The organism is Streptomyces sp. DH12 (assembly GCF_020873895.1).
Taxonomy (GTDB): Bacteria; Actinomycetota; Actinomycetes; order Streptomycetales; family Streptomycetaceae; genus Streptomyces.
The window spans coordinates 75,829-91,788 of record NZ_JAHWGT010000028.1; the positions used below are offsets into that span (position 1 = coordinate 75,829).

At 74.1% G+C, this 15,960-nt stretch carries 19 protein-coding genes; 11 read left to right on the top strand and 8 right to left on the bottom strand.

The window, feature by feature from the left end; translation table 11 throughout:
• Positions 1 to 13 precede the first annotated feature (13 nt).
• The 4 genes from LPA54_RS23780 to LPA54_RS23795 form a co-directional block, all read right to left on the bottom strand.
• Positions 14 to 751 (bottom strand): SDR family oxidoreductase, encoded by a 738-nt coding sequence (locus tag LPA54_RS23780; protein WP_228981161.1) that lies wholly within the window; start codon positions 749 to 751, stop codon positions 14 to 16.
• Between the two features lie 4 nt (positions 752 to 755).
• Entirely contained in the window at positions 756 to 1,754 is a 999-nt protein-coding gene (locus tag LPA54_RS23785) for a TauD/TfdA family dioxygenase (protein WP_228981164.1), read from the bottom strand.
• Positions 1,755 to 2,250: 496 nt separating this feature from the next.
• Positions 2,251 to 3,480 (bottom strand): acetyl-CoA carboxylase biotin carboxylase subunit family protein, encoded by a 1,230-nt coding sequence (locus LPA54_RS23790; protein WP_228981166.1) that lies wholly within the window; start codon positions 3,478 to 3,480, stop codon positions 2,251 to 2,253.
• Positions 3,481 to 3,483: 3 nt separating this feature from the next.
• Complete coding sequence (locus LPA54_RS23795) at positions 3,484 to 3,642, bottom strand: hypothetical protein (protein ID WP_228981167.1); 159 nt, start codon at positions 3,640 to 3,642, stop codon at positions 3,484 to 3,486.
• 119 nt (positions 3,643 to 3,761) lie between these two features.
• Between LPA54_RS23795 and LPA54_RS23800 the strand changes: the two genes are divergently transcribed.
• Complete coding sequence (locus LPA54_RS23800; RefSeq protein WP_228981168.1) at positions 3,762 to 4,736, top strand: LuxR C-terminal-related transcriptional regulator; 975 nt, start codon at positions 3,762 to 3,764, stop codon at positions 4,734 to 4,736.
• A 77-nt stretch (positions 4,737 to 4,813) separates the two neighbouring features.
• Positions 4,814 to 5,548 carry a 3-keto-5-aminohexanoate cleavage protein gene (locus tag LPA54_RS23805; RefSeq protein WP_228981169.1) on the top strand — a complete coding sequence of 245 codons (735 nt, stop codon included), beginning with the start codon at positions 4,814 to 4,816 and terminating at the stop codon, positions 5,546 to 5,548.
• Positions 5,549 to 5,654: 106 nt separating this feature from the next.
• On the opposite strand, the gene LPA54_RS23810 is transcribed toward LPA54_RS23805, so the two are convergent.
• Positions 5,655 to 6,449: an MBL fold metallo-hydrolase gene (locus LPA54_RS23810; RefSeq protein WP_228981174.1), complete on the bottom strand. Its 795-nt coding sequence runs from the start codon at positions 6,447 to 6,449 to the stop codon at positions 5,655 to 5,657.
• 76 nt (positions 6,450 to 6,525) lie between these two features.
• Between LPA54_RS23810 and LPA54_RS23815 the strand changes: the two genes are divergently transcribed.
• From LPA54_RS23815 to LPA54_RS23835, 5 genes are all read left to right on the top strand, one after another.
• Entirely contained in the window at positions 6,526 to 7,182 is a 657-nt protein-coding gene (locus tag LPA54_RS23815) for an ABATE domain-containing protein (RefSeq protein ID WP_228981199.1), read from the top strand.
• A gap of 274 nt (positions 7,183 to 7,456) precedes the next feature.
• Entirely contained in the window at positions 7,457 to 8,830 is a 1,374-nt protein-coding gene (locus tag LPA54_RS23820; protein ID WP_228981176.1) for a TrkH family potassium uptake protein, read from the top strand.
• Entirely contained in the window at positions 8,823 to 9,536 is a 714-nt protein-coding gene (locus tag LPA54_RS23825) for a TrkA family potassium uptake protein (RefSeq protein WP_228981178.1), read from the top strand. The genes LPA54_RS23820 and LPA54_RS23825 overlap by 8 nt, the downstream gene beginning before the upstream one ends.
• 117 nt (positions 9,537 to 9,653) lie before the next feature.
• Entirely contained in the window at positions 9,654 to 10,058 is a 405-nt protein-coding gene (locus LPA54_RS23830) for a BlaI/MecI/CopY family transcriptional regulator (protein WP_228981179.1), read from the top strand.
• Between the two features lie 5 nt (positions 10,059 to 10,063).
• A complete protein-coding gene (locus tag LPA54_RS23835; protein ID WP_228981182.1) occupies positions 10,064 to 10,996 on the top strand; it encodes a M56 family metallopeptidase in 933 nt (310 codons plus the stop codon).
• A gap of 113 nt (positions 10,997 to 11,109) precedes the next feature.
• Here the strand turns inward: LPA54_RS23835 and LPA54_RS23840 are convergent, their stop codons facing one another.
• The 3 genes from LPA54_RS23840 to LPA54_RS23850 all read right to left on the bottom strand — a co-directional run bounded on the left by LPA54_RS23840 (position 11,110) and on the right by LPA54_RS23850 (position 12,986).
• The gene (locus LPA54_RS23840; RefSeq protein WP_228981183.1) at positions 11,110 to 11,565 is read right to left on the bottom strand and encodes a tellurite resistance TerB family protein; all 456 of its coding nucleotides are present in this window, start codon (positions 11,563 to 11,565) and stop codon (positions 11,110 to 11,112) included.
• A gap of 107 nt (positions 11,566 to 11,672) precedes the next feature.
• Positions 11,673 to 12,686: a sporulation protein gene (locus LPA54_RS23845; RefSeq protein WP_228981186.1), complete on the bottom strand. Its 1,014-nt coding sequence runs from the start codon at positions 12,684 to 12,686 to the stop codon at positions 11,673 to 11,675.
• Positions 12,687 to 12,767: 81 nt separating this feature from the next.
• Complete coding sequence (locus LPA54_RS23850) at positions 12,768 to 12,986, bottom strand: hypothetical protein (RefSeq protein WP_228981187.1); 219 nt, start codon at positions 12,984 to 12,986, stop codon at positions 12,768 to 12,770.
• Positions 12,987 to 13,275: 289 nt separating this feature from the next.
• Here LPA54_RS23850 and LPA54_RS23855 point away from each other — a divergent pair, with 289 nt between their 5' ends.
• From LPA54_RS23855 to LPA54_RS23870, 4 genes are all read left to right on the top strand, one after another.
• Positions 13,276 to 13,611: a helix-turn-helix transcriptional regulator gene (locus LPA54_RS23855; RefSeq protein ID WP_228981189.1), complete on the top strand. Its 336-nt coding sequence runs from the start codon at positions 13,276 to 13,278 to the stop codon at positions 13,609 to 13,611.
• 2 nt (positions 13,612 to 13,613) lie between these two features.
• Entirely contained in the window at positions 13,614 to 14,330 is a 717-nt protein-coding gene (locus LPA54_RS23860; RefSeq protein WP_228981192.1) for a cation transporter, read from the top strand.
• 88 nt (positions 14,331 to 14,418) lie between these two features.
• Positions 14,419 to 14,589: a 50S ribosomal protein L32 gene (rpmF, locus tag LPA54_RS23865; protein ID WP_228981193.1), complete on the top strand. Its 171-nt coding sequence runs from the start codon at positions 14,419 to 14,421 to the stop codon at positions 14,587 to 14,589.
• A gap of 5 nt (positions 14,590 to 14,594) precedes the next feature.
• Complete coding sequence (locus LPA54_RS23870) at positions 14,595 to 15,767, top strand: GTP-binding protein (RefSeq protein ID WP_228981195.1); 1,173 nt, start codon at positions 14,595 to 14,597, stop codon at positions 15,765 to 15,767.
• Positions 15,768 to 15,960 lie beyond the last annotated feature (193 nt).

Below are 15,960 nucleotides of genomic sequence, written 5' to 3' on the forward strand. Positions count from 1 at the left end.
CGCGGGGCGGGGCTCAACGGCCGCCGCCCACTTCGAGGACGGAACCGGTGATGTAGGAGGCGGCCGGGGAGAGCAGGAAGACCACGGCTTCCGCGACCTCCTCCGGGGTGCCGATGCGACCCATGGGCACGGTCGCCTTGAGGCGTTCGGGGCGGTCCGGGACCCCGTTGGCCTGGTGCAGTCCGGTGTGGACCAACCCGGGGGCGACGGCGTTGATCCGTACGCCGTCGGCCGCGGCCTCCTGGGCGGCGCCCCAGGTGTGGGCGTTGACGGCGGCCTTGAGGGCGGCGTAGTGGACCCACTCGCCCCCGCCGCCCGTGCGGGCGCCGGTGGAGGAGATGTTGACGACGCAGCCCCCCGGGCCGCCGCGGCTGCGGGCCATCGCCCGCAGGGCCTCCCGGGTGCACAGCACGACGCTGCGCAGCACGGCGCGGTAGGCGGTGTCGAGCCGGCCGACGTCCAGGTCGATCACCCGGCTCAGGCCGCCGGTGACCCCGGCGTTGTTGACGACGGCGCTGAGCGGTCCGAGCTTGTCCGTGGCGGTCGCGAAGAGCCGCACCACCTCGTCCTCCTCGGTGACGTCGGCCTGCACGGCCAGCGCCTCGACGCCCGCCTCCCGCACGTCCCGCACGACCTCCTCGGCGCCGGCGGCGCTGGTCCGGTAGTTGACGCACACCGGTCGTCCCAGCGCCGCCGCGCGGCGGGCGATGGCGGCACCGATGCCCTGGCCACCGCCGGTGACGATGATCATGCGGTCAGCCGTTGACGACGCCGTAGCGGTCGCCGAGGAAGAACTCCTCGAACGCCTGGCGGGTGTAGACGTTGTGGGTCTTCAGCAGCCACCGCTGCTTGAGCCCCTCGACGTCGTGGATGGCGTGCACCTCGCGGCCGTGGATCACGTGCCGGTTGGAGAAGGTGACCGAGTCACCGGGCTTGGATACGCGCATCCGCTTGCGGGCGTGCAGCGCGGCGACGAACCGGTCCAGGACCTGCTGCGCCTCCTCGTCCAGCCCGCGCGTGCGCCCCTCGAAGACCCGCGCGCCCTCGTCCCCGCTGAGGACCGCGTGGTCCTGCGCCCGCCGGCCCGCCAGCAGGTTGCCCTCCCGGGTGGACACGTCGTCGTAGGGCGTGTGGAAGCGCCGCTGCGCCAGGATCTCGCGGTCCGCGTCGCTCAGCTCCTCCAGGGCGTGGGCGGTGACCGTGAAGGTGGAGTACACCTCGTTGGTGGGGGTGTCCCGGAGGGTCAGCGTGTTGACGAAGTCCGGGGAGACGAAGTGGTTGGTGAAGTCGCGGTGGAACTTGAGCGTCCCGAGGGTCTTCTGCGACTGGGTGTCGAACATCGACTCCTTGGGGTAGATGTCGTGGAAGAAGTCACCGCCGTTGACGCTGAGGTGCCCGATGATCTCGGTGCCCGTGAGGACGGCGTACGCGGCCAGGAACCCCTCGGCCACGAACGTCTTCTTCAGGCGGTACTTCTCCTGGACCGGGTCGGTCGAGCCGAACCTCGGCAGGTCCAGGTCGATCGGCGCGTTGCCGATCACGACCAGCGGCCGCTCGGCGAAGTCCCGCAGCATCGACATCTCGCAGAAGTCCGTGAACCTGCTGCCGAGCCGCTGGTCGCGGTGGAGGCGGCTCATGTCGGACATGTAGGACTCGAAGTCGCTGTACGGGCTGGTGGCGATGTCGATGAGCACCGCCCGCAGCGCGTCACGCTCGGCGTCGGTGAAGACGAAGTCGTACTCGATCTGCTGCATGGTGCGTCCTTCCATGAGGGCGTGAGGGTGTGGGGCCCCGGGGGGCCGAGGGTGCGGGGTGGAGCCAGGGGTGCCCGCACCGGCACCCGCGTCGGCACCCGCGCTCGGCGGGCGGGTGCGCGGGGGCGGTGGGGCAGGTGAAGGCGCGGCGTCCCGCCTGCCGGGCGGGTGCCGGGCGTGCGGGCGGTCGCGTCCGGGCGGTGGCGCCGCTGCCTGCCGGCCGGGGGACGACGGGCGTGCCCGGCCGGGTGGCGCGCGGCGTACGGTGCCGCGGCGCCCGGCCGGCTGCGGGTGTCGGCCCGCGGCCGGCCGCACGGCGCCGCCTTACTGTGCCGGGGGCGGCCGCGCCGGCGGGCCGACAGCGGTGCCGGTCGCCAGGGGTGGCGGGCTGCCTGGTGCGCGGGGACCGTCAGCGGTGACGGGGCCGCGGGGTGTCGGCCCCGCGGACCCGTGGCGTGCCGGGCCCGGCGGCCTGCCGTGGCCGGCGGCGCGCGGGTCAGTCGGTGATCACGGCGGTGTGGGAGTCGAGGACCTCCAGGTCGCGGCGGAGCGTGTCGAAGTCGTCGTTCCAGAGCAGGACGCTCGCGGCGAAGTCGCGGATGTCCTGCGGGGCGGAGGTCGTCTGACCGACCTCCACGTTCCACTGCCAGTGGTGGTCACTGCGCAGGCGCGCGCGGTCCAGGCGGGAGACGCGCCCCTCGGCCTTGGGGAAGTACACCCAGGCCGCGTGGGGCCCCTCGGCCCTGCTGCCGGGCAGGCCCTCGCCCCGCTGCAGGCGGAAGTGCGCCTCCTCGATGTCCAGGCCCCAGCGGATCCGGCTGGTGGACGGCACGAGCGCGGCGGGGGCCCGTGCGGCGATCTCCAGGAACACCAGGCTCCCGTCGGGCCGTTGGTAGATCTCGTGGTGGTAGGCGCCGTCGCGGGGCTTGTCGGACAGGGCGTCGAGGACGCGGCGGTTGAACTCCAGCAGGGGACCTCGGGCCGGGTGGTCGTCCGGGAGGGTGTGGCTCGCGCACACCCGGCCGTCGACGTACTCGTAGCAGGGGTGGAGGTAGGCGTTGGCCTCCGCGTGCACGATCTCGCCGTCCTGGACGGCGGTGTCCACGTGGTACAGGGTGCCCCGCAGGAACTCGTCGACCTCGTACCGGCGGGTCCCGGCCTCCTCGGCCCACGCACGCAGCTCCCCGGCGTCGTCCAGGCGCCGGGCGCCCACGCTGCCGGACTCGTCCAGCGGCTTGACGAACATCGGCCAGCCCAGGCCCTCCTGGAGTGCGGCGACGTACCCGTCGGGGTCGGCGCGGTAGGCGGCCGCGTCCCACTCGCGGTGCGCCGGGAGGGCGACGCCGGCCGACCGCAGGGCCTCCTTCATGGCGAGCTTGTCCGTGAACGGCGCGAGCCGCTCGGGCCCGTCGCCCGCCAGCCCCAGCCGTGCGCGCACCTCGGCGACGACGCCGAGGGAGTACTCGTCGTGGCACAGCAGGGCCACGTCGTCGCGGTCCGACCCGGGCAGGTCGGCGCGCATCTGCTCCACGCACGCCGCGAGGGAGTCGGCGGTGAACTCCTCCAGTACGGCCGTCTTCGTGAAGACGTCGGCGCGGCCCCGCTTCAGGAGCTTCTGGTGCTGCCCCGGGCTGGTGATCAGCCAGGTGCGGCGGTGCGGGCGGACCAGGATCGCGGGATCGATCCGGAAGGACGCGACGTCCTGCACCACGATGTCAGTCCGCACGCCTCAGCCCTCACGCAGCGGGACGAAGTCCCATATGTTGCCGTGGCGGACGACCGTCGGCGTCGACTCCGGCGACTGCGCCGCCGCGGGCGCCGGGGAGGCGACCAGGACCACTCCAGCCGCCACCGCCGCAAGGGTCCACGCGGCCGTTGACCGTTCCATCTAGTTCCCCTTCATCACACATCGGTCCGGGCAAGCAGACGGCTATCCGTATACGCCTGGGGCATGCTCAGCTTCGTGTGACAGGAAGTGGCCTGACCACTACTGGACAGGGGAAAGGCATGACCATCCGACTGGATCGCGTGGATGTGGAGCTCTACCGGGCCGAGATCCAACGACCGGAGAACGGCGAGGCCGAACTGGCCCGGCGGTTGGGGGTGGCACCCGAGGAGGTGTGCCGGCGCAGGCAGCGGCTGACCGAGCTGCGCCTGCTGGAACAGGTCGACGACGGGACCTGGGTCGCGCGCAGCCCCCACGCCGCCGCGGACGCCCTGCTGGGCGAGGAGGAGAGACAGCTGGAACGGCGGCGCCTCGACGTCGCCCAACGCCGTGAGGCACTCACCGCGCTCACGGCCGACTACCTGGACGCCCGGCGCCTGCGCTCCGACGCCGGGCAGGTGGAGGTGCTGCAGGGGGTCGAGACCGTCCGCGCCACACTGACCGAACTGGCCGCACTGGCCACCACCAGCGTCGACTCGATGGCCCCGGGCGGTGCGCAGAGCGAGCACGCCATCCGCGCCGCGCTGCCGCTGGACAAGGAGTTACTCGGCCGCGGGGTCGCCCTCCGCAGCCTCTTCCTCGACTCCGCACGTTCGCACTCCGCCACCTTGCGCTATCTGAAGGACATCCACGACGCGGGGGCCGAGGTCCGTACGACCAGTCTTCTGCCCACGCGCATCCTCATCTATGACCGCAAAACGGCCATCGTCCCCCTGGACGCGCAGAACACCGCGCGCGGCGCGGTCGTCGTCCGGGACCTGCCCCTGCTCAACCTCCTCAACCACCTCTTCGACCTCTACTGGGACCAGGCCACCCCGATGGACGCCTCCCGCACCGCGCACGTGGAGCTCAGCGACCTGGAACGGACCGTCCTGCGGCTGATGGCCGCCGGCCAGCTGGACGAGGTCGTCTCCCGCCACATAGGCCTGTCGGTCCGCACGACCCGCCGGATCATCAGCGACCTCACCAGACGCCTGGGCGCCAACAGCCGCTTCCAGGCCGGCGTACGGGCCGCGGCCCGCGGGTGGCTCGCCTGACCGGCCGTCACCGGGCGCCGCCCCGGTGACCCGCCGCCCGGAAGAGCGGCGCGGCGGGGGCGTGGCACGATCGGAGGATGATCCAAGCGTGTCTGAACGGTCGGCGTACGGCGCGGGACCACCCCGCGGTCCCCCTCACGGCACGGCGGCTGGCGGCGGACGCGGAGCTCGTCCGCGCCGCCGGCGCCTCCGGTGTCCACCTGCACCCCCGGGACGGCCGCGGCGGGGAGACGCTGGACGCGGAGGTCGTCGCGACCGCCGTGCGGGAGGTCCGCCGGGCCTGCCCGGGGCTGGAGGTCGGTGTGTCGACCGGCCTGTGGATGTGCGAGGGGGACACCGTGGCGCGTGAGGCCGCCGTGGCGGCGTGGGCCGCCGCGGAGGACCGCCCCGACGTCGTGTCGCTCAACCTCGGAGAACCGGGCTTCGACCGTCTGGCCGCGATCCTCGGGGAGTTGGGCATCGGGGTCGAGGCGGGCGTCTGGTCCCCGGCGGACGCCGTACGCCTCCTCGACAGCCCCCACGCCGGCGCGTGCCACCGGATCCTCGTGGAGATGATCGACCTCCCCACGGACCGGGCGCTCGCCGAGGCCGACGGCATCCTGCGCCTCCTGGCCGGGGCGGGGCTCGACGTACCCGTCCTCCTGCACGGCGAGGGCGGATGCACCTGGCCCGTCCTGGACCGCGCCCTCGCCCTCGGCCTGGAGACGCGCATCGGCCTGGAGGACACCCTCACCGACCCGGACGGCCGCGAGGTGGACGGCAACGCCGCACTCGTGCGCCACGCCGTCCGCCGTCGGGCCCGTGTGCACTGAGCGTCCGCCACCGGCGGTCCGCCGCGCCGGGGCGCCTCCGCGCTACGGCCCCGGCCCCGGCCCCGGCCGCGCCGCCGTACGCGACCGGGGCCGGGGCCGGGGTGTGTCAGCCGCGGATGCCGAGGTCCAGGCGGTCGGCCAGCCCGGCGGCGGTGAACGCCGCGACCAGCTCGTCGCGGCCCTCGGTGAAGTGCGCCCAGCTGTCGTAGTGGACCGGCACCACCCGGCGGGCGCCGAGGACGGCGGCGGCCTCGGCGACCTGCGCGCTGTCCAGCACGATGGGTTCGCCGCCGAAGACGACGGGGAAGCGCGGGGCCCCCGCGAAGAGGACGGCCGTGTCGACGGGGGCGAACCTGGCCGCGACCTCCTTCACCAGGTCGAGGGAGGCGTTGTCACCGCTGACGTAGACCGTCGGCAGCCCCTCCCCGGTGAGGACGAAGCCGACGACCTGCCCGGTGAGCGCCTCGACCTCCTCCCGCTCCCCGGGGCCGTGGAGGGCGGGCACCCCGGTGACGGTCACGGTCCCGCCGTCGGGCCGTGCCAGCTCGACCGACTCCCAGTCGGCCAGGCCCCGCGCCCCGTCGCCCAGGCGCTCCCCGCCGCCGGGGGTGGTGAGGGTCAGCGGCACGTCGGCGAGCAGGGCCCGGCCGGAGGTGTCGAGGTTGTCGGGGTGCTCGTCGTGGGAGAGCAGGACCACGTCGACGCGGCCCAGGTCGGCGGGGACGGCGGCGGCGGGCGCCGTCTTCACCAGGCGCGGGCCGCCCGGCGTCGCGTACTCGCCGGGGGCGTCGAACGTCGGGTCGGTGAGGAAGCGCAGGCCGCCGTACTCGAACAGGGCGGTCGGACCGCCCAGGACGCGGACGGGGAACGGCTCGCCGGTGGGACTCGTCGCAGCAGACATCGAAAACCTCACGGATGGTAGGAGGTGTATCCGTGAGCAAGGTAGGCGCTTCTCACGGATGAGCGCAAGCCGTACCATGAGAACCATGGAGGAGACCGTGACCGCCGACCCGTTGCCGCCCGCGCCCGGCGCCGAGCAGTACCCCGCACTCGACCTCGCCAACAGCGCCGTCACCCTGCCCGGCGGCCGGAGCCTCGACCTCCTCGGCACCCCCGGCGACGCCGAACGCTGGCTCGTCGACCGGAGCCTCGCCCCGGTCGACACCGGCATGCAGGAGCTGTGCGCCTCCCTGCTGCGGGCCCTGCGCGACCACGTCCGCGCCCTCCTCGCGGCCCACACCGCCGGCATGCCCGCCCCCGCCCGGGCGCTCACCGCCCTCAACGACGCGCTCACCCGGGCCCCCGCCGCCTCCCTGCTCCGCTGGGACGCGGACCGCGGCCTGTACCGCGAGGCGGCCCACCCGGTCGCGCAGATCGTCGAACACGCCCTCGCCGTCCTCGCCGCCGACACCGCCGACCTGCTCACCGGCCCCGACGCCGACCGCCTCACCGTCTGCGGCTCCACCCCCTGCGACCGCTTCCTCCTCCGCCACGGCCGCCGCCACTGGTGCTCGGTCCGCTGCGGCGACCGCGCCCGCGCCGCCCGCGCCTACGCCCGCCGCGCCGCCGCCCCCGCCGCCCGCGGGTCCGGCGCCGCGACGCCGCCGGACGGGCCGCGGACGCCCCCCGCGTGACCTTGACGGATCCTTGATGCGGACCCGGCGCCCCACCGGAAACTGCCGGAATCCGGCAGGAAAGCCCCGCCTCCGGGCTCCCGGTCCCGGCTCCGCCTGCCCGCTCCCGAAGAGCCCCCCAAGTGTCGGCCGACCACCGGGCCCGTCCGCCGCCCCGGCCGGCCGGGCGAACCCCTGAGGCCCCCTTCCTCGCGGGTAGGGTGGCTGGCGCCGCAGGCCGCCGGTGACCCGTGCCGGCCGTGGCGGGACCGGATCGTACGAAGAAGGCTGGACAGTGGCGGGGCGAGCGACGCGGGCGTGGCAGTCGGTGTTCGCCGCACACCCCGCCCGTACCGTCGTCGTCGCCTTCGCGGCCGTGATCCTGGGCGGCACCCTGCTGCTCGCCCTGCCGGTCTCCTCGGCGGAGAGCGGTGCGACCGGCGTCGTCACCGCCCTGTTCACCGCCACCTCCGCGGTCTGCGTCACGGGCCTGGCCGTGGTCGACACCGGGACGTACTGGAGCGGCTTCGGGCAGGGCGTCATCCTGGCGCTGATCCAGGTCGGCGGTTTCGGCATCATGGCGCTGGCGTCGCTGCTGGCGCTGCTCGTGTCGGGGCGGATGCGCCTGCGGTTGCAGCTCACCGCGCAGGCCGAGACGAAGAGCCTCGGCATCGGCGACGTGCGGCGGGTCCTGCTCGGAGTCGCCGGCACCACCCTCGCCGTGGAACTCGCGGTCGCGGCGTGCCTCGCCCTGCGCTTCCGGTTCGGCTACGGCCAGTCCGTCCCGGACGCCGCCTACTCCGCCGTCTTCCACGCCGTCTCGGCGTTCAACAACGCAGGCTTCGGCCTGCACGCCGACAGCCTCACCCGGTACGCCACCGACCCCTGGGTGACGCTGCCCGTCTCGGCCGCCGTGATCCTCGGCGGCATCGGCTTCCCGGTGCTGCTCGAGGTGCTGCGCCACCGGAAGCGGTACCGCACGACCGGCCGACGCGGCTGGTCGCTGCACACCAAGCTGACCGTCCTGACGACGGCGGCGCTGCTGGTCATCGGCACCGCCTTGACGTGCCTGCTGGAGTGGGGCAACCCCGGCACGCTCGGGCCGCTGCACTGGGGCGACAAGCTGCTGAACGGCTTCTTCCACTCGGCGATGACCCGGACCGCCGGCTTCAACGCCGTCGACGTCGGCGCGATGGAGGCGTCCACGCTCCTCATGACGTGCACCCTGATGTTCATCGGCGGCGGCAGCGCCGGTACGGCGGGCGGCATCAAGGTCGGCACCTTCGCCGTCCTGGCCGCCGCCATGGTCGCCGAGGTCCGGGGCGAGCCCAACTCCACCATCATGGGGCGGCGCCTCGCCCCCCACGCGCTGCGCCAGGCCCTCACCGTCGCCCTGCTCGGCGTGGGCTTCGTCATGGCCGCCACCCTGGCCCTGCTGGTCGTGGTGGACGCGCCGATGGAGCCGGTGCTGTTCGAAGCCGTGTCGGCCTTCGGCACGGTCGGGCTGTCGACCGGCCTCACCCCGCACCTGCCGGTGTCGGGCGAGCTCATCGTCATCCTGCTGATGTTCGTCGGCCGGCTCGGTCCGGTCACCCTGGTGTCGGCGCTCGCCCTGCGCGAGCGGACCCGCCGCTACGAGCTACCCGAGGAGCGACCTGTCATTGGGTGATCACCTGTTCTCCCTGCGCCGGCGCCGGAGGCGGAAGACCGCCGACACCGACGCCCGGGACCAGCGCGTCGCCGTCATCGGCCTGGGCCGGTTCGGCAGCTCCCTGGCGCACGAGCTGACCCGCCGGGACTGGGACGTCCTCGGCATCGACACCGACCGGCAACTCGTCCAGCGCTACAGCGATTCCCTCACGCACACCGTCGTGGCCGACTGCACGGACCCGGAGGTGCTGCGCCAGCTCGGCGTCCACGAGTTCAGCAGCGCCGTCGTCGGCATAGGCACGGACATCGAGGCGAGCATGCTCATCGCCTCCAACCTCCTCGACGCCGGGGTGCCCAACATCTGGGCGAAGGCGATCAGCCGGCAGCACGGCAGGATCCTGGAACGCCTCGGCGTCCACCACGTGGTCCTGCCCGAGCACGAGATGGGCGAGCGGGTGGCGCACCTGGTCACCGGCCGGATGCTCGACTTCATCCAGTTCGACGACGACTACGCCCTGATCAAGACGGTCGCCCCGACGGTCGCCACGGGCGTGCCGCTGGGCGTGAGCCAGGTGCGCGGCAAGTACGGCGTGACCGTCGTCGGCATCAAGCGGCCGGGCCAGGACTTCACCCACGCGACCGCCGAGACCGTCATCGAGACCGGCGACGTCGTCATCGTCACCGGCAGGACGCAGGCCGTGGAGGCGTTCGCGGAACTCGACTGAGCCCGCGGACGCTCACGGCCGGACCGGCCGTCGGCGGCTCTCCCGGCCCCACCCGCCCCAGTACGATGAACCCTCCCCGCGGCGCGTGCGGGGCCGGCGGAGCGGGAGGGAGACGGCGTGACGGACCGGAACCAGGGCGGTGCCCCGCACCAGCCCCGCCGCCGTGGCCAGGGCGAGCTGGAGGCGCAGGTGCTGGCCGCGCTGCGGGAGGCGCCCGGCCCCGTCAACGCCGGGTGGGTGCAGGAGCGGCTCGGGGGCGGGCTCGCGTACACCACCGTGATCACCATTCTCACGCGCCTGCACGGCAAGGGCGCGGTCGCCCGGGAGCGGGCCGGCCGGTCCTTCGCGTGGACCCCCACCGCGGACGAGGCGGGGCTCGCCGCCCTGCGGATGCGGAAGGTGCTGGACGCCGAGGCGGACCGGCAGGCCGTCCTGGCGAGCTTCGTGACCGCCCTCACGCCCGGCGACGAGCAGCTGCTGCGCGACCTGCTGGCCCAGGCGGCCGACGAGGCGGAAGACTGACCGCCATGGGGGTCTTCGTCTTCCTGCCGCTCGTCCTGCCCTTGACCGCGTGGCCGATCGCCCGGCTCGCCGAACAGCATCTGCATCCGCGCGCGGCCACCCGGCTGCTGGCGGGCGTCGCCGGCGTGCTGGCCGTGTGCAGCACGCTCTGTCTGGCGCTGCTCGTGGTGGTGGGGACCGCCCAACTGCCCGGCAACCCGCTCCCCGACGGCTGGTCCGACCCCGAGGTGCGGGCGGCACTCCCGTACGACGAGGTCGCGGGCAAGGCGGCCATCCCCGCGCTGCTCGCCGTGGCCGCGACGTGCGCGAGCACGGCGTGGCGCCACCACCGCGTACGCCGGCGGGCCGCGCGCGCCCTCGCCCCGCTGCCGCCCCGGTCGGTGGCCGTGCTGCCGGACGCGGTGCCGTACGCGTACGCCCTCCCCGGGGGGCCGCGCGGCCGGGTCGTGGTCACCACCGGGATGCTCGACCGGCTCAACGCGTCCGAGCGGCGCGCCCTGTTCGCGCACGAGCGGGCCCACCTGGCGGGCCGGCACCACCGCTTCCTGCTGGTGGTGCAGCTCGCCGCCCGGGCCAATCCGTTCCTGCGGCCGCTGCGCACCGCCGTGACCTACACCGCGGAACGCTGGGCGGACGAGGACGCCGCCGAGGAGGTCGGCAACCGGCGCCTGGTGGCCCGGGCCATCGGCAAGGCGGCCCTCGTCACCCGTGGTGCGCCCGTCGCGACGCTCGCGGGCTTCGCGGAGGCGGGGCCCGTGCCGCGCCGGGTGGCCGCGCTGCTGGCACCGGCGCCCGCCGCGCGGATCTGGCCGCCCGCCTCCACCACCGTGGGCCTGGCCGCCTGGGGCGCCGCGGCGGGCACGACGGTCTCCGCGCTGTCGTCGGCGAACTCCGCCGTCACGCTGTTCTTCGTCCTGAAGGCGGCGACCCCGCTCTGACCACCGCCGGACGCGCACCCCGGCGCCTTCGGACGTACGCCGAGGGGCCTTCCCCCCGGGGGTGGGGAGGAAGGCCCCTCGTGTGGCGAGGCCCGTGGCCGGGCCTCGGTGGGTCAGAGGTCGAACTCGTGCGGCGGCAGCTCCAGCACGTAGCAGGCCTCCCGTACGACGGCCTGCTCGGTCTTGTCGAAGTCGCCGTCGGCGCCGCCGATGACGATGCCGATCTGGATGACGGCGCGGGCCTCGGCGGGCTTCTTCTTCGCCTTGGCGACCTCCTGGAGCACGCTGACCTTGCCGAAGTCGAAGTCGGCGGTGAGCTTGTCGAGGTTGGCGTCGAAACGGCGCCGCAGGTCCTCGGCCGGGAAGTTCTGCAACACCTCGTTGCCCGCGATCAGTTCGGCGACGCGGCGCCGCTCGGCCGGGTCGATGGTGCCGTCGGCCGCGGCGACCAGGGCGCACATCGCCATGGAGGCGTCGCGGAAGGCGCCGCTCTTGAGGTCGTGCTTCTTCGCGGTGAGCTGGGTCTGCATCGTCGATGCGGACTCCTTGATGCGGTCCCACAGGGCCATGAGGACTCCGTTCGTGTGTGGGGGTGGTCCGGGCCGGACGGGGGGCCGGTCCGGACCACCACTTCTTCTACATTGATGTAGAAGCTATCAGGGGTGCGAGGCGGGCATCAGCCCTCGTCCCCCTCGTCCTCCTCGCCCTCGAAGAAGTCGCCGACCTCGTCGACGACTTCGGCCGCGACCATGCCGCCGACCACGCCGACGGCCAGCCCGGCCGCCCCGGCCGCCACCGCGGTGCCCACGCCCGGACCGCCGCGGTGGCCGCCGTGGCCGTGGTCGTGACCGTGGCCGTGACCGGGTCCGTGCGGGAGGGCGTCGCCGTGCCCGTACGGCGCGCCGCCGCCCGGCGGGACGCGGTGCTCGACGAGCCGGCGCACCCAGCTGTCCACCTCGGTGTTCCAGTCGGTGTGGGTCACGCTGTCGTGGGCGACAGTGAAGCGGGTGAGCGCGTCGTGACCGCCGGCGAAGGCCCCGCCGCGCTTGTCCGCCTCCAGGACCACCTCCATGCCGCCCGGCGCGGCGAGAAAGGTCACCTCGATCTCCTCCACCGCGTGCGCGTACTGCGGCGACGGGGTGATCCCGATCTCCTGGTGGAACGGGAGCTGCTGGCCCGTGCCGCCGATGTGCCCGTACTCCAGGTCGGCCGACGCGAAGCCGAAGCCCAGCTGCCCGAACGCCTCCAGGATCGCCTCCTGGGCCGGCAACGGCCTCACCGTCAGGGGGTCCAGGTCGCCCTTGTCCCTGGCGCCCGCCACCCCGAGTTCGGTACGCACACCCAGGACCACGCCCAGCGGCTGCCCGTGGAGCTCCGTGACGGGTGTCTCCCACGGGAGCGTCACGGAGAAGGGGATGGTGCGCTGTTCCCCCGCGGCGAGGCGGAAGCCCGCTGCCACCGTGTACCGCTCGAAGGCGACGGTGCCCTCGTGCTCGGCGTCCTCCGTCTCGGCCTCGACGCGGGCCACCAGCTCCAGGCTGACGTGCTCGACGTCGAAGTCGGCGCCGCCGCCCTTGAGGTGGACCTCGCCGGCGAGGCTCCCGCCGGGGAGCGTCGCCCCGGGGGCGAGGACCGTGTCCACGGCGGGGCCGCCGACGCCGATGGAGCCGAGCAGCCGTTTGAACACCATCGTGGCGTCCACTCCTTCGTCATGCGTGTGGTTCTCGTGTGGGGGCCGCGGCCCCGTCCGGGCGGGACCGCGGCCCGGTGGTCACTTGGCCGCTTCGAGCGCGGCCAGGGCCTGCGCCCAGCGGACGTACTTGAGGTCGGCGAGGTCGGCCACGGACGTGATCCCGAACGCCTCCTTGAGGAGTTCCCCGTCCCGGTCGGACACGCCCTTCAGGGCGGCGACCGGTGCGGCGAGGACCTCCGTCAGGGGCTTGTCCGCCCATGCCTTGTCCAGCACCTTGTCCAGATCGATCGTCGCCATGACAGCCCTCCCACGGGTACGGATGGATGGTGGGCAGCCGGAAGCCGCGCCACCGCGCGTTGTCTCTACACGCATGTAGAAGCATAAGGGGAGGGCGTCCCGAAGGGGCGCGAAAACCCGAGAGTCCGTCAGAAAGTCGCGTGACGGCGGCCGATGGTCCGGCTGCCGGTCACCGGGCAGCCGCGGGCCGGTCGCGTCCGGCGGGGCGGTCGCGCGGGTCGAGATGGCCGGGGGTGGCGCGCTTCGATTCAGGGCATCCTGAATTCAGGCACTCCTGTACTCTCTCGCCGTGCTGATCCTCGCTTCCGACGTCCATGTGCTGGCCCGCTTCGGCCGCGCGCTCGCCGACCCCCTCCGCTGCCGCGTCCTGCTCGCGTTGCGCGGGGCCCCCGCCTACCCGGCCGAGCTGGCGGACGCCCTCGGCGTCCCGCGGACCCGGCTGTCCAACCACCTCGCGTGCCTGCGCGACTGCGGCCTGGTCGTCGCCGTCCCCGACGGCCGCCGCACCCGCTACGAACTCGCCGACGAGCGCCTCGGCCACGCGCTGGACGACCTGCGCGCCGCCGTGGTCGCGGTGGAGACCGGCCGCACCTGCCCGGAAGCCGACGAGAAGGGATGCTGCTGACGATGGCCGCCGAGACAGTGCCGCCCCTTCGCCCCTCCCCGGCCCGGCGCGAGGTGCTCGCCCGCCGGATACGGCTGCTGGTCGCCGCGACCATCGCCTACAACGTCGTCGAGGCGGCCGTCGCCCTCACCGCCGGCACCCTCGCGTCCTCCGCCGCCCTGATCGGCTTCGGACTCGACTCGATCGTCGAGGTCTCCTCCGCCGCCGCGGTCGCCTGGCAGTTCTCCGCCCGCGACCACGCGGTGCGCGAGGCGCGCGAGCGGGCCGCGCTGCGCGTCATCGCCGTCTCGTTCTTCGCGCTCGCCGCCTACGTGAGCGTCGACGCCGTCCGGGCGCTGGTGGGCGGCGGCGAGGCGGAGCACTCCGTGCCCGGCATCGTCCTCGCCGCGCTCTCCCTCGCGGTCATGCCGTTCCTGTCCGCCGCCCAGCGCAGGGCGGGGCGCGCGCTCGGCTCCGCGTCCGCGGTCGCCGACTCCCGCCAGACCATGCTGTGCACCTACTTGTCCGCCGTCCTCCTGGTCGGCCTCGTCCTCAACGCCGCCCTCGGGTGGTCCTGGGCGGACCCCGCCGCCGCCCTCGCCATCGCCGCCCTCGCCGTCAAGGAGGGCCGTGACGCGTGGCGCGGCGAAGGGTGCTGCGCCCCCGCCGCCTCCCCGCTCGCTCCGGACGTCGGGGAGGAGGCGTGCGGCTGCCGCCCCGGCTGCGAGTGCTGCGGCTGAGGATTCGCGACCGCCGCCCCCCGACTTTGGTAATGGGAACCGTTTTCATATAACGTGGCGGCCGTCCCCGTCACCCAGGAGGTCGGTCATGGCTGTTCCGAAGCGCAAGATGTCCCGCAGCAACACGCGTCACCGCCGGGCCCAGTGGAAGGCCGTGACGCCCCAGCTGGTGCCGGTCACGGTGGACGGTTCCGTCCACCGGGTGCCGCAGCGTCTGGTGAAGGCGTACGAACGCGGCCTTCTGCGTCCCGAGGGGTGAACGCGATGGCCGCCACCGACCGCCGACTGCCGGTCACCGTGCTGTCGGGGTTCCTCGGCGCCGGCAAGACCACGCTCCTCAACCACGTCCTCCGCAACCGCGACGGGCTGCGGGTCGCGGTGATCGTGAATGACATGAGCGAGATCAACATCGACGCGACGCTGGTGCGCGGCGGCGAGGCCGCCCTGTCGCGTACCGAGGAGCGCCTGGTCGAGATGACCAACGGCTGCATCTGCTGCACCCTCCGCGACGACCTGCTGGAGGAAGTCGACCGGCTGGCCCGCGAAGGCCGCTTCGACCACCTGCTCATCGAGTCGAGCGGCATCTCCGAGCCCATGCCCGTCGCGGCGACCTTCGCCTTCCCCCGGGACGACGGCGCGACCCTCGGCGATCTGGCCCGGCTGGACACCATGGTCACCGTGGTGGACGCGGCGAACTTCCTGCCCGAACTCACCGGCGGCGACGCCCTGGCGGAACGGGGGCTGGACCAGTACGAGGAGGACGAGCGGACGGTCAGCGACCTGCTGGTGGACCAGATCGAGTTCGCCGACGTCATCGTGCTCAACAAGCTCGACCTCGTCGAACCGGCCGACGCCCTCCGGCTGCGCGCCGCCCTGAGCCGGCTCAACCCGGCCGCCCGGGTGGTGACCGCCGTCCACGGGCGGGTGCCGCTCGACCGGGTCCTGGGAACCGGTCTGTTCGACCTGGAGCGCGCCCAGGAGGCGCCGGGCTGGGTCATGGAGCTCAACGGCGACCACGTGCCGGAGACCGAGGAGTACGGGATCTCCAGCCTGGTCTTCCGCTCCGCCCGGCCCTTCCACCCCGAGCGGCTGTTCGACTTCGTGACGGAGCGGCTCGACAGCGGATCCTTCGGGCAGGTCCTGCGCTCCAAGGGCTTCTTCTGGCTCGCCAGCCGCCCGGGGATCACCGGCCTGTGGTCGCAGGCGGGTTCCGTGGCCCGCTTCGAGCCCTCCGGCGTCCGCGACGACGCCCAGGGCCAGGAACTGGTCTTCATCGGCACCGGCCTGCGGCCCGAAGCCCTCGAGGCGGCGCTGGCGGACTGCCTGATGGCCGAGGGCGAGAGCCCTCCCACGAGCGACCCGTTCCCCTCCTGGGGCTCGTACGGGACCGACGACGCCTGCGGGCACGAGCGGTCCGCGCTCATGCCGTCGGCGTGACACGCTCCGGGGCGGGCGGTGGTCGCAGCCACGGCACCGCCCGCCCCGGTATGGCCGACACCCGGGACCACCGCCCCGGGGCTCCCGCCCCGGGCGCCGCCGCCGCCCGCACGCGCTGACCCTGCCACTGCCCTGGCCGGGCCGCCACGACGCCGGAACTCGTCCCGCCACGACGCCGGAAGGCGCCGCGGCA